The organism is Streptomyces sp. NPDC020845, from assembly GCF_044334165.1.
Taxonomy (GTDB): Bacteria; Actinomycetota; Actinomycetes; order Streptomycetales; family Streptomycetaceae; genus Streptomyces.
On the sequence record NZ_JBIRSJ010000003.1, the window covers coordinates 420,815 to 442,925 of the forward strand.

Genomic DNA, 22,111 nt, shown 5'->3' on the forward strand with positions numbered 1-22,111 from the left:
TGCGCCCCGATAAATACGGCCGTGTGGCGGGGGCTGTCGGGAGAAGTTGTCATTTCGCTGCCATACCCGAGGTGTTGACCTCGGACGCCCGGCCGTACGAGGGTGTGGAAGATTTCCGAAGTCCGGCACGAGGTCGCCCACCGCGCCGGTTCCCGATGCGCGTACCCCTGTCCGGTTCTGCGATCCCTTTCCCAATTTCTTCTTACTCCTGATCACATCGCCGAGCGCGCGTCCGTGCGCTGGCTTGATTTTGTCTTTTCGCAGGAGGGATGCCTCATGTCTCGTCCGCTCAACGCCATCAACGTGCCGGGGAGGACCAGCTTCCTGGAGGAGATCTTCCGTGGCGCACTGAGACTGGATCTCGTTCATCCGTTTCCGGCACAGCCGGAGAGCGACCGTAAACAGGGCGACGCACTGGTCGCCGATGCCAAGGAGTTCGCCCGCGGGTTAGTGGATCCCGCCCTTGTGGAGAAGACCGGAGAACTGCCCCGGGAGGCCATCAAACGGCTACGGGAGAGCAGTTACCTGAAACTGCAGAGCCCCAGGAAGCTCGGCGGACTCGCCCTGTCAGACCTCAATGCGTTCCGCGTCATTCAGGCCATTTCCAGCTGGTCGCTTCCGCTCGGTCTCGTGGTCGCCGTACAGAACTCGATCGGCTTCGCCCCCCTGGTCCAGATTCTTCCCGAGGGCCCGCTGCGCGACATGCTCAGCGAGCGCGTCGCGCGCGGGCTGATATCCGCGTTCGCCGACACCGAACCCTCCGGCGCGGCCAATCTCCGGCGGGAGACCGTCGCCGTCCCCACCGAGGACGGCCATGCCTACCTGGTCAGCGGCGAAAAGGTGTTCAGCGGCAACGCCCCCTTCGCGGAACTGCTCGGGGTGGTGGCCACCGTCCAGGAGGACGGCCGGGAGATGCGCAGACTGGTGGTCGTCGACCCGGACGCGCCCGGAGTGCGGCGGTCGGCCGAGCACGAGTTCATGGGCATCAAGGGCTTCCCCAACGGAGGGTTCACCCTGGACCGGGTGCGCGTGCCCCGGGACCACGTCTTCGTGGAGAAGCCCAGCGCCCACGACGTACGGATCACCGCCCAGGCCGGCGGGCTGGCGATCCTGGGCCGGATGTATCTCATCGCGGCGCCGTCGCTCGCGATCGCCAAGCTGTGCCTGGAGTGGTCGCGCGGGTTTGTGCGCCGCCGCCGCGTGGACGGTGTCCCGCTGGCGGAGTACGAGGAGATCCAGCACCTCATCGGCCAGTCCCTCGCCGACACCTTCGCCCTCGAAGCGGTCGCCGAGTGGAGCCTGCTGTGCGAGGACGCGGGCCTCAACCCGCTGTTCGAGCAGGTCGTGGCCAAGAACCTGTGCTCGCTGCTGTGCTGGGGCGTCGTGGACCGCACCATGTCGCTGTTCGCGGCGGAGGGCTACGAGACCGCGGCCAGCAAGGCGGCGCGCGGCGCGCCGCCCGTCCCCCTGGAGCGCTCCTTCCGCGACGCCAGGAACCTGCGGATCTCGGGCGGGGTGGACTTCCAGCTGGACTACTGGCTCTCCAAGCTGGCGATCTTCTCCTACCACCGCTCGGGCGTCCTCGACGACGGCCAGGGCGCCGAGCAGGCCGCCGAAGCGAGGGAGCTGCTGGCCGCCGCGCTCACTCCGCGCAACCAGCGCCATCTGGCCGAACTGCACGACTCCGTCGAGGAGTTCCGCGCCCGCTGCGCCGCGTTGGCGAAGGCATACCCGGACGACGAGACGCTGTTCGCACAGGAGCACACGCTGATCGCCGTCGCCCGCTGGGCCACCGAGATCATGGCCGCGAGCCTCGTCCTCGCACGGGCGGCCCGGCGTACCGCGGAACACGACACCGAGGCACAGGACCTGGCCGACATCTACTGCACCGGGGCCCTGCGCCGGATCGCCGAATACGCGCGCGAGGCGCTGGAGGAGGAGCGGCCCGACACCGGCCGGGTGGCCCAGCGGTGGATCACCGGGGACGGCCACGGCGGGCTGCTCGACGACATCGTCGCCGATGTGACGGATCCCGATGTGACGGACCCCGATGTGACGGATCCCGATGTGACGGACCCCGACGTGACGGACCCCGACAGGTCCGTCCCGGACGCGTCCGGCCCCGACGTGTCGTAACCGGATCGGCAGGCCCAGGCACCCGCACCCCAGCACCCGCACCCGGCACCCGCACCCCGGCGCGCAGGAAGAGGAAGCAGGAACAGCCATGGTTTCCCGTCCGACCCACCCCCTGTCCCCGGCCCAGTCCGGCATCTGGTACGCACAGAACCTGGATCCGACCAGCCCCGTCTACAACTGCCTCCAATACCTCGACATCCAGGGAGCGGTGGACACCGCCCTGCTCATCGACGCGATCAAACGCGTGGTCATGGAGGTCGACGGACTGCATGTCCGCTTCGACGGCAGGTCGGACCCGCCGGGGCAGATCCTGCTGGAACCCACCGCCCCGCATATCGCCGTGCACGACTTCACCGCCGAGCCGGACCCGATGGCCGCGGCGCACACATGGCTGCAGCGGTTCCTGCACATCCCCTTCGACCTGGAGGCGGGCCATGTCAGCGACTTCGCGGTCCTCGAAGTCGCCCCCGGGCGCACCTTATGGGCACAGCGCTACCACCACGTGGTCGCCGACGGATACGCCTTCAACCTCATCGCCCAGCGTGTCGCCGAGGTCTACCGCGCGCTGCGGGCGGGCGGCCCGCTCCCCCCGGCGCGGTTCCAGACCCTCGGCGAGGCCCTGGACGAGGCGGCCCACTACCGCAGCTCGGCGGAGTACGCGGCCGGCAGGGCCTACTGGCTCGACCGCTTCGCCGACCGCCCGGCGCCCCTCGAGCTGACGGACGGGAGCCGTACGGCCCTGAACCAGGCGAACGGCACCGCCCCGGCCGCGCATGAGGTGCGGCGGATGGCCTTCACACTGCCCGCCGACAGGCACCGGGCCCTGCGCGCGGCGGCGCGGGAGGCGGGCACCAACTTCCCCCGGGCGCTCATCGCCACCGTCGCCGCGTACACCGCCCGTATGACCGGCCGTGAGGACATCGTGGTGGGCCTGGCCAGCCGCAGCCGCGCCACGCCCGGCGCCGAGCGGTTCCCCGGGATGATGTCCGACGTCCTTCCGCTGCGGCTGCGCATCACCGCCGCCACGACCTGGGCCGGGCTGCTCGCCGACACCCACGAGGCCGTGGCACAGGCGGTGGCGCACCAGCGCTACCGCGGCGAGGACCTGCGCCGGGAGCTCGGCTGGCCCGAGCGCAGACGGGTCGCCGGACCGCTGGTCAACCTGATACCGCCGCTGGGCACGATCGACCTCGGCGGTGCGTCGGGCACCCTGCACAACCTCTCCATCATGCCGACCGAAGACCTCACCCTGTGCTGCTTCCAGCACACCGGCAACACCGGCAACACCGGCAACACCGGCAGCACCGGTGGCGGGGAGCTGCGGCTCACCCTGGACGCGCACCCCGACCGGTGCGACGACGCCGCCCTCGCCGACCACCACGAGCGGCTGGCCACCCTGCTGGACGCGCTCGGCCCCGACACCGTCCACCGCCCCGTGGCGAGCTTCGAGTGCACCGGCACCCGCGAGCGCGGCCGGCTCCTCGACGTGTGGAACGAGGCCCCTCGGCCGCTCCCCGAGGCACCCCTGGGCGAGCTGTTCCGGCGGCAGGCCGCCCGTACCCCGGACGCGGTGGCCGTGGCCGACGGCGATACGGAGCTGAGCTACCGGGAGCTCGACGCGCGGTCCGACCGGCTCGCCGGGCTGCTGCGCGAGCGGGGTGTGCGCTCCGGCGCCACCGCCCTGGTGTTCATGGAGCGGTCCGTCGAGCTGCTGGTCGCCCTGCTGGCCATCGTCAAGACGGGCGCGGCCTATGTGCCGTTGGACGAGCGGCAGCCCGCCACCCGACTGCGCACCCTGATCTCCGAGGCAGGCGGCGACCTGCTGCTGGTCGACGGCGCCACGCGCGAGCTGCCCGTGGTGCGCGAGCAGGCCGACGGGGGACTGCCCGTCGCCGACGTGGCCGAGCTCGAACGGGCCGCGCCGCCCGTGCCGCCGGCGCCGTACGAGCCGGTGTCCCCGGACGCGTCGGCCTGTGTGATGTACACCTCCGGCTCCACCGGGGTGCCTTCCGGCGTCCAGCTCACCCACCGCAACATCGCCGCCCTCGCCCACGACCGCTGCTGGTCGGGCGGAGCGCACCAGCGGGTCCTGTGGCATTCGCCGCACGCCTTCGACGCCGTGCTGTACGAGCTGTGGGTGCCCCTGCTGTCCGGCGGGCGGATCTGCGTGGCGCCGCCGGGGGCGCTGCTCCCGGCCACGCTGCGCGGGACGATCGCGCGCCACGGAGTGACCGCGGCGTGGCTGACCGCCGGGCTCTTCGCCGCCCTGGCCGAGGAGGAGCCCGACGCTCTGCGTGGTCTGCGCGAGGTGTGGACCGGCGGCGATGTGGTGTCCCAGGCGGCCGTGGCCCGGGTGTTCGACACCTGCCCGGGCATCGTCGTCGTCAACGGCTACGGCCCCACCGAGACCACGACGTTCGCCACCCGCCACCGTATGACCCGGGCGCCGGAGGGCCCGGTCCCCATCGGCCGGGCGATGGACAACGCCACCCTGTACGTGCTCGACGCCGACGGGCGCCCCGTACCCCAGGGCGCCCCGGGCGAGCTGTGGGTGGGCGGCGCACACGTCTCGGCCGGCTACGTCAACCGCCCCGAAGCCACCCGCGAGCGCTTCCGCGCCAACCCCTTCCACCCCGGCCGCATGTACCGCACCGGCGACCTGGTGCGCCTGGCCCCCGACGGCACCCTCCGCTTCCTCGGCCGCGCCGACGACCAGCTGAAGATCCGTGGCTTCCGGGTCGAGCCCCACGACATCGAACTGAGCCTGGAACGCCACCCGGACGTGGCGCGGGCCGTCGTCGTGCCCCAGGCCGCCCCGGGCGGCGGAAAGCGCCTGGTGGCCTATCTGGTGCCCACCGCCGAACAGGACACCGCCGCGCCGGGGAGTGGCGGCGGGGGCGATGTCCACGAGGCCGAACGCGTCCGCGAGTGGCAGGGCGTGTACGAGGACATGTACCGCGAGGGCGACCAGGCCACGCTCGGCGAGGACTTCGGCGGCTGGATGGACAGCTACCGCGGCTCGCCCATCCCACGCCACGAGATGCGGGAGTGGCGCGACCGCACCGTCGACCGCGTCCTCGCGCTGCGCCCGCGCCGCATCCTGGAGATCGGGGCCGGCAGCGGGCTGCTCCTCGCCCGGCTGGCCCCGCACTGCGCCGAGTACTGGGCCACCGACTTCTCCGAGCGCGCCGTGACCCGGCTGGCGGCGAAGGTGCGCGAGGACGAGCGGATCGCGGACCGGGTACGGCTGCTGCGGCGCGAGGCCCGCGATCTGTCGGGCATCCCGCTGGAACACTTCGACTGCGTCGTCATCAACTCGGTGGTGCAGTACCTGCCGAGCGCCGCCTACCTGTCCGCGGCGCTGCGCGGCGCGCTGCACGCCCTGACGCCCGGCGGACACCTCTTCGTCGGAGACGTACGGCCCCAGCGGCTGCTACGGGAGTTCCGCACCGGCGTGGAACTGCGGCGCGGGGCGGCCGAGGACGGTTCCGAAGACCTCTCCGGGCTGAAGCGCGCGGTGGAGCGGGCGGTGCTGCACGAGAAGGAACTCCTCGTGGAGCCGGAGTTCTTCACCGAACACCTGGGCGCGCTGCCCGAGGTCGCCGGTGTCGATGTGCGGATCAAACGCGGCCGTGCGCACAACGAACTCACCCAGTTCCGCTACGAGGCCGTGGTGCGCAAGGCGTCCGCCGACGCCGAGCCCTACTCATGCGCCGACGCCACGGTGGCACGCTGGGGCCACGACGTCGCCGACCTGGCCGATGTGGGCCGCTATCTGCGCGACAAACAGCCGTCCGCGCTACGGCTCACGGGGGTGCCCAACGCCAGGGTGCTCCCGCTGCTGCGGGCCGAGCACGAGGTGTGTGCGGGCACTGGCGTCGCCGCGGCCCGCGACGCCCTCGACGGCGGTGTCTTCGACGAAGGCGTTCGTGACGGCGGCGCCTCGGATGACAGTTGCCCCGATCCCGAGGACTTCGCCGCGCTCGGCCGGGGCCTCGGCCTCCGTACGGTGCTCACCTGGGCGGAGGCAGCGGGGGACGGCAGTCTCGACGTGCTTTTCCTGGACCCCGCGGCACTGCCCGGGAGCGCCGGGCCGAAGGCGCCGGACTTCGTCTCCGACACCTACCCCAGGCGCCGTACGACCGCCGCTGACGCCCCGGCGGAGGCGTTCACCAACCAGCCGATCCGCCCGGAGCCGCACCCTGAACTGGCCGCGGCCATCGAGGCGTACGCAGAGCAGCAGCTGCCCGACTACATGACGCCGTCCGCGTACGTCGTGCTCGACCATCTGCCGCTGTCCGTCAACGGCAAGGTCAACCGCGCCGAGCTTCCGCCCGTGGCGGACCCGGCCGGGGCCACGCCGGAGGTCGGCGGCGAGACGGACACGGCGCGGGCGGGCGAGGCGACAGCCGTCGAGGTCACCGACACCGAGCGGGAACTCGCCGCCATCTGGTCGGATCTGCTGCGGAGCGAGGTCGATCCGGCCGCACGCCCCGACTTCTTCGCGCTGGGCGGCCACTCCCTCCTCGCCACCCGCCTCGTCTCGCGGGTCGCCGCGCAGCTGGGCGTGGACATCTCCCTGCGCACCGTCTTCGAACACTCGCGCCTGACCGCCCTGGCCCAGGAGCTCGACGCGCGCCGCGCCCCCGCTGAGGTGTCCGAAGACGTACCGGAGCAGCCATCGGAGGAGGGAGCGTCCGGCGAATCGGGGGACCGCTTCCCCGTGTCCGGCTTCCAGGAGCGCATCTGGCTGGACGAACGGCTGCGCGGCACCGGCTCGTTCTACAACGTGCCGCTGGCCTGGCGGGTCCGGGGCGGCCTCGACCCGGCCGCCCTGCGCACCGCGCTCGGCCGGGTCGTGGCCCGCCATGAGGCGTTGCGTACGAGCTTCGTCGAACGGGAGCCGGACGGCAGACCGCAGCAGGTCATCGGCGAGCCATGGGTCCCGGAGGTGGTGCACCGCGCCGCCGAGGGCGCCACGGACGAAGCACGCCTGGCCGACGCCCGCGCGGCACTGGACGCCCTCGCTCAGCAGCCCTTCGACATCGCCTCGGGGCGGCTGCTGCGCGTCATGCTGGTGGACCTCGCGGAGGACGGCCGGGACCAGCTGCTGATGTGCTGTCTGCACCACCTGGTGTGGGACATCGGCTCCGAACCGGTCTTCCTGCGGGACCTGGAGCGGGCCTACGACGAATGTGCGGGGGAGGCCGGCCAGGCGGCCCCGTACGAGGAGCACCCGGCCACCCCGCATCAGCAGCGCATGGCCTTCGTCGAACACTTCGAGCGCGGCACGGTGTACGAGGACGCACCCGTCTACCACAACGTGTCCCAGCTTTTCGCCCTGGACACCACCCCCGGCGAGGCCGAGCTGCGCCGGGCGGTCGCGGCGGTCCTGGATCGCCACCCGGCGCTGCGCACCACGTTGCACCTCTTCGACGGGACCTGCACCCAGCGCGTCCATGAGCGGATGCCCGTCGAATGCGCCACCCTGACGGACACCGCCCCCGACGGAGTCGCCGCCTGGCTGCGCCGCCCCTTCCGCCTCACCGAAGGACCGCTGTTCCGGCTCGCGGTCGCGCAGCGGGGCGGCGAGGGCGAGGGGTGCGCCCTGGTGCTCGTCGCGCATCTCGCCGTGGCCGACCGCGCTTCGCTGCGTACCGTCGGCCAGGAGATCGTGACCCTGCTGGACGGTGACCAACTGCCCTCCGCGCCGCCCTCGTTCGTGCAGTGGTGGCAGGCGCGGGACACCGAGGCCGAAGAGCGTCACACGGCCCGCCTCGCCGAACTGCTCGACGGCGGGAGCGGAGCCCTGCGGCTGCCCGAGGACCGGACCAGGGCCGCCGTCCACATCTACGAGGAACACTCCCTCCCGGTCGACCTCCCGGACGGCGCCGGCTTCGCCGAGTTCGCGCGGCGCGAGGGCGTCACCACCGAGGCCGCGCTGCTCGCCGCGTACACCACCCTGCTCATGTGGTACTCGGGGCAGACCGATCTCACCGTCGGCGTGGCGAACCCGCGCCGTAACACCACGACGGCCCATGTGGTGGGCCCGGTGGACGACTTCCTGCCGCTGCGGCTGCGCGGCGGCCATGAGCAGTCCTTCGCGTCCTGGGCGCGGTTGTGCGAGGCGGGGCTGAGAGAGGTGCGCGACTGCGGGCTCGCACCGTTCGACGAGGTGGCGCGGCGTGTCGCCCCGCCCAAGGACATGAGCAGGACCGCCCTCTTCGACGTGGTGTTCGACTTCGAGCACGACGCGCCCGAAGGCCAACCGCCCACCCCCGTCGCGGGCCTGGGCAAATGCGATCTGCTCCTGACACTGCGACACACAGGCGGGGACGAGGTCGGGGACGGGGACGGGGTCGGGGTCGGGGTCAGGGACGGGGTCAGGGACGGGGTCGGGATCGGCGGGCGGTTGGTGTTCAACGGCCTGTACTACGACCCGGCCCGGATGCGCCTCTTCGCGGAGCACTGGCAGCGCCTGCTGCGCGACGCCACCACCCGGCCCGACACCCCCCTCGGCGCCTTCGAACCGCTCACGGAGGCCGAACGCCACCGCCAGATCGAGGAGTGGAACGACACGGCCGCCGACTACCCGCACACCACGCTCGCCCATCTGGTGCGCGAGCGGGCCGCGGATCACCCGGACCGGGTGGCCCTGGCCGACGGCGAAGGCACGCTCACCTACCGGCAACTCGTCCAGCGCGCCGAGCGGACCGCCCGGGTCCTCGCCGACCACGGCGTACGCCCCGGCGACACCGTCGGACTGAGCGTCCAGCGGGGGCTCGGGCAGGTCGAGGCCGTCCTGGCCGTGCTGCTGGCCGGGGCGGCGTACGTACCGGTCGACCCGGCCGCCCCGGCGGACCGCGCGGCCTTCATCCTCACCGACAGCGCGGCGGCACTGCTGCTCACGGACGCCGCACACACCACTGATCCCGGCTTCGCCGGCCCGACCGTACGCCTCGACGAAATCGACCACTCAGGCCACTTCGCCGCATCTGCGGAGCGGGAACCCCTGCCCGAGCCCACCCCGGACGACCTCGTCTACGTCATCTACACCTCGGGCACCACCGGCCGCCCGAAAGGCGTACGGGTCACCCACCGCAATGTGGTGCGGCTGGTGGCGGCCGACCGGCTGCCGTTCCGCTTCGGGCCCGACGACGTATGGGTCCTCGCCCACTCGTACGCCTTCGACTTCTCCGTCTGGGAGATCTTCGGCTGTCTCGTACACGGGGGCCGGCTCGTGGTGCCGGACGGTGACGAACTGCGCGACCCACGGCGCATGGCGGAGCTGGTACGCCGCCACCAGGTGACGGTCCTCAACCAGACCCCGGGCATGTTCGCGCAGCTGGTCCGGGTCACGGACACCGAGGCGCGGCGGATGGCGAGCCTGCGGTACGCCATCCTCGGCGGCGCCCGATTCGCTCCGGCCACCCTCGGCGACTGGCCCGCCGGGCACCCCGGCACCGAGGTGGTCAACATGTACGGGATCACCGAGACCACCGTGCATGTCACCGCCCGGACCATCACCGCCGAGGACATCGCGGCCGACCGCAGCCCGATCGGCACACCCATCCCCACCACCACCGTCCGCCTCCTCGACCCACACCCCACCGCGGGCCGGCACCGGCTGCTGCCGGTCGGTGCGGTGGGGGAGATCTGCGTCGGCGGCGAGGGGGTGGCGGCCGGGTATGTGGGGCGGCCGGAGCTGGAGCGCGAGCGGTTCGTACCCGACCCGTACGGTTCCGGCCGCCTCTACCGCAGCGGTGACCTGGGCCGCTATCTGCCCGATGGCACACTGGAGTACCTGGGCCGGATGGACGACCAACTACAGGTGCGCGGCTACCGCATCGAGCCCGGCGAGGTCGAGACCTGCCTGACCGGCCACCCCGATGTGGCGCAGGCCGTGGTCACCGCGGACGGGGCGGACACCGACCGCCTGGTGGCCCATGTCTGGTGCCCCACCAACGTGCCGAGCGCGGGAGAGCTGCGCGCCCGGCTCGCCGAGCGGCTGCCCGAGTACATGGTGCCCTCGGTGTTCAAGGTGGCGGACCGTATCCCCCTCTCGGTCAACGGGAAGGTGGACCTCACTGAGCTGGCCGCCCGCAGCACCCTGCTGACGGACGGGGCGGGCAGCGCCCCGCGCACCGAGACGGCGAAGGCCCTCGCCCCGCTGTGGGCCGAGCTGCTGCCCGTACCGGAGGTCTTCGCCGACACCTCCTTCTTCGAGGCGGGCGGACACTCCCTGCTGGCGGCCACCCTGCTGTCCCAGGTGACGGACCGCTTCGGCGTCGACCTGCCGGTGCGCACGGTGTTCGAGAACCCGCGGCTGGGGGACCTGGCGGACCGGATCGACGAGGTGAACGCGGCTTACGGACACCGTTACTTGGGCCAGGCCGGGTCCACGGCGGACGCGGCTGACTTGGCGAACACCGCGAACACCGTGAACACCGCGAACACCGCGAACACCGCGGACACGGCTGACTCGGCGGACGGGGAGCTCGTGCCCGCGTCGGACTTCCAGCGCCGTATCGCCCTGGACGAGCAGTTGTCCGCCGGCCCCGACCGCTATGCGATGCCTCTGGTGTGGCGGGTACGCGGCGGACGCCTGGACCCAGGGCGGCTCCGCCGGTCCCTGGACGCCGTCGTGGCTCGCCATGAGGCGCTGCGCACCGGGTTTGTGGAGCGCGGCGGCAGGCTGTGGCAGCGGATCGGGGAACCCTGGTCGCCGCCCCTGGAAGAGGTCGACCTGTCGGGCATGAACCCGGCGGAGCAGGACGCGCGGTGGCGCGAACGAGTCCGCGAGATCGCCGGGGAGCCCTTCGACCTCGCGTCCGGCCGACTGCTGCGGCCCGCCCTGATCGACCTCGGCGAACACGGCCAGCTGCTCGTGCTGTGCCTGCACCACCTCGTATGCGACGGCCCGTCCCTGGTGCCCCTCGTCCAGGACATGAACGCGGCGTACGAGGGCACGGGCGCGGGCGGGCTGGGCGATGACGTGGTGCAGTATCGGGAGTTTGTGCGGGTGCAGGGGGAGTTGGTGGGTTCGGTGGCGGGTCGTGCGGGGGTGGAGCGTTGGCGTGGACGGCTTGCGGGGGCGCCGGCGTATGTGTCGTGGCCGGGCCCCGGAGTGGCGGAGCCGTCAGGAGTGGTGGAAGTCCCGCTGACCAGGGGCGTATTAGGGCGGTTGCGTGGGGTGTCGGAGCGGGAGGGTGTGTCGTGGTTCATGGCGGTGGCGGCGGGGTTTGCGGGGGCGTTGCATCGGTGGAGTGGTGAGCGGGATGTGACGTTCGGATGCCCGGTGGCGAATCGCGCGGGTGAGCGTTTCGGTTCGGTGGTGGGGCCGTGTACGAACACGGTGGTGATCCGGTCCGTGGTGGACGGGGACACGACGGTGGGTTCGTTGTTGCGGGGGATGCGGGAGCGGGTGCTGGAGGCGCTGGAGGATCAGCATGTGCCGTTCGACCAGGTCGTGGCCGCGCTCAACCCCGAACGCCGCTACGGCATCACCCCCTACGCGGGCGCGGTACTCAACCTGGCGCCGGTGGACGACGGCTACCCTCTGGGCGGCACCGTCCTGACCCCGGTGATGAGCAGTCAGCTCGCCGCCGAGCAGAAGTTCCCGGTCACCGTCACCGTCTTCCGCGAGGACGGGCGGGACCGCGTGGCCCTGTCGTACCGGGGTGACCAGCTGGGCCGACGGGACGCCGGGGAGCTCGCAGGGCTGCTCCGCGACCTGCTGACCGCTCTGGCCGACACCGCGCACACTCCCGTACTCCGGCAGGGGGCTGCCGCCGAGGTGGTGCAGTATCGGGAGTTTGTGCGGGTGCAGGGGGAGTTGGTGGGTTCGGTGGCGGGTCGTGCGGGGGTGGAGCGTTGGCGTGGACGGCTTGCGGGGGCGCCGGCGTATGTGTCGTGGCCGGGCCCCGGAGTGGCGGAGCCGTCAGGAGTGGTGGAAGTCCCGCTGACCAGGGGCGTATTAGGGCGGTTGCGTGGGGTGTCGGAGCGGGAGGGTGTGTCGTGGTTCATGGCGGTGGCGGCGGGGTTTGCGGGGGCGTTGCATCGGTGGAGTGGTGAGCGGGATGTGACGTTCGGATGCCCGGTGGCGAATCGCGCGGGTGAGCGTTTCGGTTCGGTGGTGGGGCCGTGTACGAACACGGTGGTGATCCGGTCCGTGGTGGACGGGGACACGACGGTGGGTTCGTTGTTGCGGGGGATGCGGGAGCGGGTGCTGGAGGCGCTGGAGGATCAGCATGTGCCGTTCGACCAGGTCGTGGCCGCACTCAACCCTGAGCGCCGCTACGGCATCACCCCCTACGCCGATCTCGCCCTGACCCCCGTCGTCCCCGAGTCCCGGGCCCCGTCGCTCGGCGGCCACCGCCTGCGGCGGTTCGCGCTGAGTGGCGAGGGCGCCGACTGGGCGGCCAAGGGTGCCGTGACGGTGTCCTTCCAGGAGCAGAACGGCACCCTGCGCGGGCTGCTGGCCTACCGCGGCGATCGCATCGCCCGCGCGGAGGCCGAACGCCTGGCGGCCCTGACCGCCGCGGTGCTCGCCGACCTCGTGGACCGGCCCGACCGCCCGCTGGCCTCGCTGCCCCGCATCGGCACCGACGAGCGCGCCGCGCTCGCCGCGCTCGAGGAAGGGCCCGCCGCCGCGCCGCCCACGACCGTGCCGCGGCTGATCGCCGCACGCGTCAGGGCCACACCGGACGCCACGGCCGTCGACACCCCCGAGGGCCCGCTCAGCTACGCCGAGCTGGACACCCGCGCCCGCCGGCTCGCGGCGCGCATCGAGCAACCGGCGCGCCAAGGCGAACCGGTCGTGGCCGTGCTGCTCGGCCGGGGGCCCGACCTGGTCGTGGCGATGCTGGCGGCGTGGTACGCCGGTTGTGCGTACTGCCCGGTGGACCCCGGCTACCCGCCGGAGCGTGTCGCGTACATCCTCGACGACCTGGGCGCGCGGGTGGTCCTCACCGACGGCGCACCACTCCCACAACTGCCGGACAAGATAACGGCGTTCGACGTGACCGAGGCGACCCGGAACACGGCGGATGGCGGCGCCGCGGGCGACGCGCCCGAGCCGCCCGGTGCTGACGACCCGGCGTATGTCGTCTACACCTCGGGCTCCACCGGCCTGCCCAAGGGCGTTGTCGTCCGCCACGGAGGGCTCGCCCAGCACGCCCTGTGGTTCGCCGATCTGCTCGCCCTGGGGTCGGCCGACCGGGTGAGCCAGCTCATCAACGTCGGCTTCGACGCCGCCGTCTCCGAGATGTGGCCGACCCTGACCGCGGGCGCGGCGCTCGTACCGCACCGCGGCACGGTGTTCCCGGGCGAGGTGTCCGGGTGGCTGGACACCCATCGGGTGACCGTGGCCGTCGTGCCCGCGGCGCTCGCCGAGACCATCTGGGCACACGGCGAGCCGCCCCGCGCGCTGCGTCAACTGGTCTACGGTGGCGCGGCGCTCGGCTCCGCGCCACCGCCCGGCCTGCCGTACGGCCTGGTCAACTGCTACGGGCCGACCGAGGCGACCGTGACCGCGACCTGCCACACCGTCACCCCCGGAGAGGCGGACTTCCGCCCGGGGCGGGTCGGCCGTCCGGCGGCCGGGGTACGCGTCTACGTGGTCGACGAGTCGGGCCACCGCTGCCCCGTCGGCGTCAAGGGCGAAATCCTCATCGGCGGCGGCGGAGTGGCGCTCGGCTATTGGCGGCGCCCGGAGCTGACCGCCGAGCGGTTTCTCCCCGACGGTCCCGAGGGCGTGCCCGGGCCCGTCTACCGCACCGGTGACCTGGGGCGCTGGCTGCCCGACGGAACACTGGAGTTCATCGGGAGGGCGGACCGTCAGCTCAAGGTGCGCGGACACCGCATCGAGCCGGAGGAGATCGAGGCCCGGCTGGCGGCGCATCCGCTGGTCGCCCAGGCCGCCGTACGCGCCTTCGAGGCCGCGTCCGCGCGCCTGGTGGCGTACGCGGTGCCCAGCGCCGACCCCGACGCGGCCCCCGCGCCCGTGACCGCTCCCGCGAACACAACCGCAACTCCGCCCGTGAGCGCACCCGCAACCGGGCCCGCGAGCGCAACCACAGCCGCAACCACAGAAACAACCCAGGCCGTGCTCGCGGCGCTGCGCGAGACGCTGCCGCCGCCACTGGTCCCGGACGCCCTGGTCTGGCTCGACGAGTTGCCGCTCACCCCGCACGGCAAGGTCGACCACGCGGCCCTGCCCCGGCCCGGGCGCGCGGATCTGGTGGGCGCGGCCCCGGCCGTGGCGCCCCAGGGCGACCGGGAGCGACGTATCGCGGCCCTGTGGCGCGAGGTGCTGGGCGTGGACACCGTCGGAGTCCACGACAACTTCTTCGACCTCGGCGGCGACTCGCTGCGCCTGGCCGCCCTGCAACGCCGGCTGGAGGGCGCCTTCGGCATCGAGCTGCCCGTCCAGCGGCTCTTCGAACACGCCACGGTCCACGCCATGGCCCGGGCGATCGACGGGCCTGACGAGCGCGAGCGCGAACACGCGGCGTCCGCGGCGGAGGACTTCCGGGAGCGGGCTCGGAAGGGCCGCCGGGCCAGGCAGCGCGACCGACGCCCGACGACCGGCCGGAAGGGGGATGAGACCGATGCATGAGGACGCCGTGGCCATCGTCGGCATGGCCTGCCGACTGCCGGGCGCCGGGGACGTCCGCGCGTTCTGGGACAACCTGGTGGCCGGCCGGGACACCGTCTCCCGGTTCACCCCGGACCAGCTCGCCGCCGCGGGTGTCGACCGACGGCTCGCGGAGCGGCCGGACTTCGTGGCCGCGCGCGGAGTGGTGGCCGGAGCAGACCGCTTCGACTGGTCGTACTTCGGCTACAGCCTCGGCGAGGCCCGTGGCATCGACCCACAGCAGCGGGTGTTCCTGGAGTGTGCCAGCACCGCCCTGGACGACGCGGCCATCGACCCGCACCGTTTCCCGGGCCCGATCGGGGTGTTCGCCGGATGCGACGCCGTGCCCCTGGGCGCCTCGCAGGAAGAGCTCGTCAGCCAGACCCTCGGTCGCGACAAGGACTTCCTGGCGACCCGGGCCGCGTACAAACTCCGGCTCACCGGTCCCGCGCTGACGGTGCAGACCGCCTGCTCCACCTCGCTGGTCGCGGTGCACCAGGCGGTGCAGAGCCTGCTCGGATACGAGTGCGACGCCGCTCTGGCCGGGGGCGTGGGGCTCTTCTTCCCGCAGGTGACGGGCTATGTGTACGAGGAGGGCGGCATCCTGTCGCCCGACGGACACTGCCGCCCGTTCGACGCCGACGCCGCGGGCACCGTCTCCAGCTCGGGCGCGGGCGTGGTGGTGCTGCGCCGGCTGGAGGACGCGCTGCGCGACGGCGACCAGGTGGTGGCCGTCATCCGGGGCACGGCCATCAACAACGACGGGGGAGACAAGGCCGGGTTCACCGCGCCCTCGCCGGGCGGGCAGCGCGATGTCATCCTGGCGGCCCTGGGCCGGGCCGATGTCGACCCCGCGGACATCGGCCACGTCGAGGCACACGGCACCGCCACCCGGCTGGGCGACCCGGTCGAAGTGGCCGCGCTCACCGCCGCGTTCCGCACCACCACGGACGCGGTGGGGACCTGTGTCCTGGGCGCGGTCAAGGGCAACATCGGGCACACCGGCTCGGCCTCCGGCGTCAGCGGCCTGATCAAGACGGCGCTGCTGCTCCGGCACCGGGAGCTGGTGCCGACCGCGCACTTCCGGCGGCCCAACCCGCTGATGAAGCTCGAAACCACACCGTTCACCGTCGCCGACCGCCACGGCCCATGGCCCGAGGGCCGGCCGGCGCTCGCCGGCGTCAGCTCCTTCGGCGTCGGCGGGACCAACGCGCACGCCGTCCTGGAGGCCGCCCCGACACCGCCCGCCACCCGCACGGGCGCACGCGGGCCGCGCCTGCTGGCGCTGTCCGCCGCGTCCCCCGAAGCGCTGCGCACCGCCCGGACCGAGCTGGCCCAGCGGCTGCGGGACGACCCGATGCCGCGGCTGGACGAGGTGGCGCGCACCCTCGCCGACGGCCGGCGCCGGTACGTACACCGCGTCACCGTCGTCGCCCGCGATGTGGCGCGGGCCGCCGAAGCGCTCGGGGAGCCCCTGCCGGACGGTCCGGCGACACCCGAGCCGACCGGGGTCGCCTTCCTCTACCCGGGGCAGGGCACCCTGCGCCCGGGCGGAGCCGCCGCCGGGGCGTACGCCGTGCTGCCCGCGTTCGCCGAGGCATTCGACGAGGTACGCGCATGGGCCCGGCAGGAGGCCGATACGGACCTGTCGCCCCTGCTGAGCCCACGGACACCGGCGGAGTGGTACCACGACCCCGTCCACCAGCAGCTCGGTCTCTTCGCCCTCGGACACGCCCTCACCCGCACCCTGGACGGCTGGGACATCCGGCCGAGCGCCGTGATGGGCAACAGCATCGGCGAGTACGCCGCCGCCCTCGCGGCCGGGGTGTGGGAACTCCCCGACGCGCTGCGCCTGGTGCACACCCGCGCGCTGGCCACCCGGGACACCGCCCCCGGCCGGATGCTCGCCGTCGAGCTGATACGAGACGGCGCCCGCGAGGCCGTGACCCAGGCGCTGGCCCAACTGCCCGGGCCCCGGCCCGCGGTGGCCGTGGACGGCCACGACCGACTCATCCTCTCCGGCTCGCCGGAGGCGGTCCAGCGGCTCGCCGAACTGCTGGACGGCCGGCCCATCCGCCTGCTGGAGACCCGCAGGGCCTTCCACTCCCCGCAGATGGCCCCGGCCGCCGCCGCGCTGCGCGCCCGCGTGGCGCGGCTGACCGCGAAGGCACCGCGGACACCCCTGGTGTCCAACGTGACCGGCGGCTGGGCCACCCCCGAGGAGATGGCATCGGCCGACTACTGGGCCGCCCAGCTGACGGACACCGTACGGCTGCGACAGGGCCTGGACACGCTGCTGTCGGGCGGCGCCGAGGTGTTCGTCGAACTGGGTCCGGGCGCCTCCATGAGCCGGGCGGTGCGCGACCACCCCCGCCGCACCGCGCGCCACCGCATGGTCCCGCTGCTCGACGGCGCGACGGACGACGCCGAGGCGCGGGTCCTGGAGGCGGTCGGCAGGCTCTGGGAGGCCGGGCTGAGCGTGGCGGCCGGGCAGTTCGCGGGCGGGTCCCGGCAGCGCTGCTCCCTGCCGCCCCACCCCCTGGACTCCAGGCCCTGCGGCACCGGTACCGGCATCGGCCGGCCCGCGGGCGAGGTCGTACGGACTCCTGCCGTATCGGGCCCGGCCCCGCGCCTGCCGTACGTGGCGAAGGCGTACGCGGCGACAGCGCGGCGGCTCGCCGAGGGCCTGCAGGACCCACCGGCCGCGGACCGGCCCACGCTGTCCGAGCGGCCCGACCTGGTGCACCGGCTCGACACGTACACCGCGGCCCTGGCCACCCGGCTCGGGCTGCGGATCGGCCGCCTCGCGCCCGGCGACGCCGTGGGCGAAGCGGAGCTGACGGATCGCCTCGCCGGGGACGGAAAGCTGACCGGCCCGGCCCGGCTGATGGTCCGGGCCATGACCGAACACGGCTCCCTTACGGCGGAGGCGACGGACGCGACGAACACGGCCCCGGGCGGACGCCGCCTCCTGGTCCCCGACGACATCGAGGAGCGGCTGCGCCCAGCGCTCGACCCGGCCGGTCTCGACGAGGTGCGCGGGCTGCGCCGGATGCTCGACCACTGCGCGGACACGTACCCCCAGGTGCTGGCCGGCGACCGCGAGCCGGTCTCCGTGCTCTATCCGGACGGCAACGACACATTTCTGCGCGCCTGTCTGATGGACAACTCGGTTGACGTCGCCGACGCGGGGCCTTGCCTCGACCGGTTGGCGGCGGCCGTGGCCACGAGTCGGGGGTCGCGCGGGGCGGACCGGCCGCTGCGTGTGCTCGAGGTCGGCGGCGGAAGCGGGGAACTCACCTGGCGGGTGCTGGAGTCCTGGTCGGCCCACCCCCAGGACCTCTACACCTTCACCGACATCAGCGGCCTCGCCGTGCGCCGGGCCCGGGAACGCGCGGCCGAGCTGGGGCAGCGACAGGTCCGGTGTGCCCGGCTCGACCTCGGCAAGGACCTCGGCGCCCAAGGGTTCCCCGCCGGTGGCTTCGACGTCGTGCTCGCCTACAACGCCCTCCATGTGGTGCCCGATCTGCCCGCGACGCTGCGTCGGCTGCGGGGGCTGCTGGCCGCGGGCGGCTGGCTGGGGGCCGTCGAGGTCACCCGGGTGGCGCTGTGGACCCACTTCATGTGGGGCCTGGCGCCCGGCTGGTGGGACTTCGCGGACGACCTGCGCACCGACTCCGTCCATCTGCCCGCCGACGGCTGGCGGCGGGCGCTCGATGACGCCGGGTTCTCGGATGTGGCGGTGGCGCAGCGGCCCTCGGCGGACCACGCGGTCCTGCTGGCATCGGTCGACGAAGCGACGGTCGACGAAGCGGCGGTCGACGAAGCGGCGGTCGACGAGGTATCGGACCCCTCCGGCGGGCCAGGCCGGCACCCGCACACCGTGCAGGGTCCGCGAGTGGTGTCGGACGCCCAAGTTCCGGCCGCAGAGGCGGGATTGGCGTCCATCTGGAACCGGCTCCTGGGCACGTCCTCGGCCCGTGACGAGGACGACTTCTTCGCCCTGGGCGGCGACTCGCTCATGGCCGTACGGCTGCGCGGCCGGGTCCACGAAGACCTGGGGATCGCCGTCCCGCTCGCGGAGTTCCTGGAACAGCCGACCTTTGGCCGATTGGCCGCGCTGGCCCAGGACGCCCAGGACGCCAGGGCCGTGGGAGAGACCGGGGACACCCGGCCGCGGCGGACCCCATCAGGCCCCCGCGAACTGGTCCGCTTCCGGGAGGGTGGCCACGGCACGCCCCTCTTCCTCGCCGCCCCCGCCGCCGGAAGCGCGCTGTGCTACCGCGAGTTCGCCCGGGCCGTCGGCGGGGACCGGCCCGTATACGGGATCGACGCCCCGGGGCTGCTGGGCGGCGCGCCCACCCCCGACCGCGTCGAGGAGCTGGCCGCCCACCACGTCCGCGTGTTGCGCGCGGTGCGGCCGCACGGCCCGTACGCGGTGGGCGGCTGGTCCGTGGGCGGTCTGGTGGCCCATGAGATGGCGGCGCAGCTGGAGCGGGCCGGTGAGCGGGTGGAACTGCTTCTGTTCCTCGACGGTTTCGCGCCGGACAGCGGCGGCCGCCCCCTGGGCTCCGCTCCCCAGCACCTCGCCGCGGGCCTGTGGCACCAGGCGCTGGTCGCCCTCCAGGTCGGGCCCGCGGGCCGTGCGGTGCGGTCGGTGCCCGGGGCGAGCCGGGTCTTCCGGGCCTATCTGCGGGCCATGCTGGGCTATCGGCCGAGGCCGGTGGCGTGCCGTACGGTGCTGTTCAAGGCCGGGCTCACCCACCGGACCGAGGCGCGGCTGCGCACCTGGCTGAGCGCGCTGCACCCCGGCGGGCTGACCGTACTGCCGTGCTCGGGCAAGCACTGGACCATGCTGACCGAGCCCCACGCTTCGGCCCTGGCCCACCAGGTGCGCCGAGCCCTGGACGGCCCGGAGAGCCCGGGGCGCCCGGAGAACCCGGGGAGCTGAGCGGCCTCTGCCTGCGCCTGCCTGCGACAACATCCCTTGCACACATGGGGCGTGACAGGATCCACTGTCCGCAGGCAACGACGAGTCGGAGAGGGCCGATGGAGCTGATGGGGGAGGCGGACCGGCCGGTGGCCGGTCCGTACCGGCTGGTGGCCGAGCTGGGCCGGGGCGGCATGGGGCGGGTGCTGCTCGGTGTCGCGCCGGACGGGCGCCTGGTCGCGGTCAAGGTGGTGCGCTCGCAGTTCGTGGAGGACGACGGGTTCCGTACGCGCTTCCGCCGCGAGGTGGAGGCGTCCAGCAAGGTGTCCGGGGCGTATACGGCCGCCGTGGTCGACGCGGACGCGGACGCGCCGCTGCCGTGGCTGGCCTCGGTGTTCGTACCGGGCCCAGCCCTGGGGCAAGTCGTCGAAAACGTCGCTCCGTTGCCGCCCGAGTCGACGGTGCGCCTGGCCGCGGGGCTCGCCGCGGCCCTGGCCGAGATCCACCGGGCCGGGCTGATCCACCGCGACCTCAAGCCGTCCAATGTGCTGCTCGCCGCCGACGGGCCCCGGGTCATCGACTTCGGCATCGCACGGGCGATCGACAGCGAGAACATCACCAAGATCACTCATACGGGCTGGCTGGTCGGCTCACCCGCCTTCATGTCCCCGGAACAGGCGGAGAGCCGTGAACTCACCCCGGCCAGCGATGTGTTCTCGCTCGGTGCGGTGCTGTTCCAGGCGTGCACCGGGCGGGCCCCGTTCGCCGGTTCTTCCACGCTGCAGATGCTCTACAACGTCGTGCACAGCGAACCCGATCTCGCCCCGGTCCCGGACGAGTTGCGAGGGCTCGTCGAACGGTGTCTGGACAAGGATCCGTCCCAGCGGCCCACTCCGGCCGGGATCCTTGAGCTCATCGGGCAACTCGCCCCGTCCGCGCGGCCCTGGCCCGCCGCCGTACACGACCTGATCGACGCGCAGCAGGCCGAGATCGCCCGGGTCCTCGGTCTGCCCGAGGACGGGGGCGCGCTTGTGGAATCCGGGGCCGGGACGGTCGTCCTGCGGGCGGAGCCAGGAGCGGACGGCACCGCGCGCCTGCCCGTAGACCCTCCCACGGCCCCGCCCGTGGTCCCGACCGCGGCCCCACAGCACCCCGACCGCCCGGCGGACCCGCCCGTGGCCCCACCGCACCCCGCTCCTCCAGCCGCCCCTCCGGCGGACCCTGCTGCGGGGGCTCGGCGCGCGAGTCGTCGCGTTTTCCTGCTCGGCGCGCTGGGCGCCGGTGTCACTGCCGCCGTCGCCGTCCCGCTCGCCGTGGACCGGTTCTCCGGGTCCTCGGCCAAGGGGGGTTCCGGGGGGTCCCAGTCGTCGAGCACATCGCCATCACAAGCAAAAAGCCCGAGCCCGTCGGGGTCCGGGGGCACCGCCGCCGGGCGGACGCCCTTGGTCACCCTGTCCGACAAGTTCGACTCCATGCTGACCGCCGTGGAGTTCAGCCCGGACGGCAGGTTCATCGCCATCGGGGACCTGGACGGCGGCGTGGAGCTGCGGCACAGCCCCAGCCTGAAGACGGCTGCCATCCTTCCCGGCGTGGGAGGGGCCGACAACTCCATCGGCGACGTGGCGTTCAGCCCGGACGGCTCGCTCCTCGCCGCCATCGACGACTACGCGACGATCACGCTGTGGGACGTCGCGTCCCGCAATAAGGTGGCCACGCTCCACGGCGACAAGTACCAGAAGGACTCCGAGTACGACTCGGTGGCGTTCAGCCGGGACGGGAAGACCCTGGCGTACAGCTCGAACACCACCATCACGGTGTGGGATGTCAGGTCCCGCGACAAGGTCGCCACCCTCGTCGACCCCATGGGCCCCACGACGGATGTGAACCAGGGATGGGTGGCGTCCGTCGTGTTCACCCGGGACGGCCGCACCCTTATCGCCTCCACCACGGAAAACAAGCTGCACTTCTGGGACATCAGCCGGCGGAGCATCACCGCCACCGTCCAGGGGGGCAAGGACGGCCTGTACGACCTCGCGCTCAGCCCGGACGGCAAGGTCGTCGCGGCCGACGCCGGGACCGAAGGAGTCAGGCTGTGGGACACAGGCAGCCGCAAGGAGATCGAGACCCTGACTTTCACCTCGCAGATGATCGGGTCCGTGGCCTTCAGCCCGGACGGCAAGTCCCTGGCCGCCAGCGAGCGGGGCGGGGCGGTCCAGGTCTGGTCCACCGCCACCTGGAACCCCATCCGCACGTTCGACAGATCCATCGAGTCGGCAGCGGAGGCCCTGTCGGAGGCCGGGGCGGGTGATGCCTTCGCGGACGCCCTCGCCTTCAGCCCCGACAACAAGCTCCTGGTCGAATCCCTGGACTACTACCTGGCCCTCTGGAAGCTCACTTGACCCTGCTCA

At 73.2% G+C, this 22,111-nt stretch carries 4 protein-coding genes; all 4 read left to right on the top strand.

Annotation, left to right across the window (positions count from 1 at the left end; all coding sequences use genetic code 11):
- Positions 1–276 precede the first annotated feature (276 nt).
- Positions 277–2,136, top strand: a complete 1,860-nt coding sequence (locus ACH4U7_RS09140) for an acyl-CoA dehydrogenase family protein (RefSeq protein WP_398527320.1) — start codon at positions 277–279, stop codon at positions 2,134–2,136.
- Positions 2,137–2,224: 88 nt separating this feature from the next.
- Positions 2,225–14,755, top strand: coding sequence for an amino acid adenylation domain-containing protein (locus ACH4U7_RS09145; RefSeq protein ID WP_398527321.1), 12,531 nt, complete (start codon positions 2,225–2,227; stop codon positions 14,753–14,755).
- Positions 14,748–19,724, top strand: a complete 4,977-nt coding sequence (locus ACH4U7_RS09150) for a beta-ketoacyl synthase N-terminal-like domain-containing protein (RefSeq protein WP_398527322.1) — start codon at positions 14,748–14,750, stop codon at positions 19,722–19,724. Before ACH4U7_RS09145 ends, ACH4U7_RS09150 begins: the two co-directional genes overlap by 8 nt.
- 98 nt (positions 19,725–19,822) lie before the next feature.
- Positions 19,823–22,102 (top strand): WD40 repeat domain-containing serine/threonine protein kinase, encoded by a 2,280-nt coding sequence (locus ACH4U7_RS09155; RefSeq protein ID WP_398527323.1) that lies wholly within the window; start codon positions 19,823–19,825, stop codon positions 22,100–22,102.
- The last annotated feature ends 9 nt before the right edge of the window (positions 22,103–22,111 follow it).

What these genes read in the sequence shown, in the direction of transcription:
- ACH4U7_RS09140 (WP_398527320.1), top strand. Translation starts at nt 277, where the DNA reads ATGTCTCGTCCGCTCAACGCCATCAACGTGCCGGGGAGGACCAGCTTC.
- ACH4U7_RS09145 (WP_398527321.1), top strand. Translation starts at nt 2,225, where the DNA reads ATGGTTTCCCGTCCGACCCACCCCCTGTCCCCGGCCCAGTCCGGCATC.
- ACH4U7_RS09150 (WP_398527322.1), top strand. Translation starts at nt 14,748, where the DNA reads ATGCATGAGGACGCCGTGGCCATCGTCGGCATGGCCTGCCGACTGCCG.
- ACH4U7_RS09155 (WP_398527323.1), top strand. Translation starts at nt 19,823, where the DNA reads ATGGAGCTGATGGGGGAGGCGGACCGGCCGGTGGCCGGTCCGTACCGG.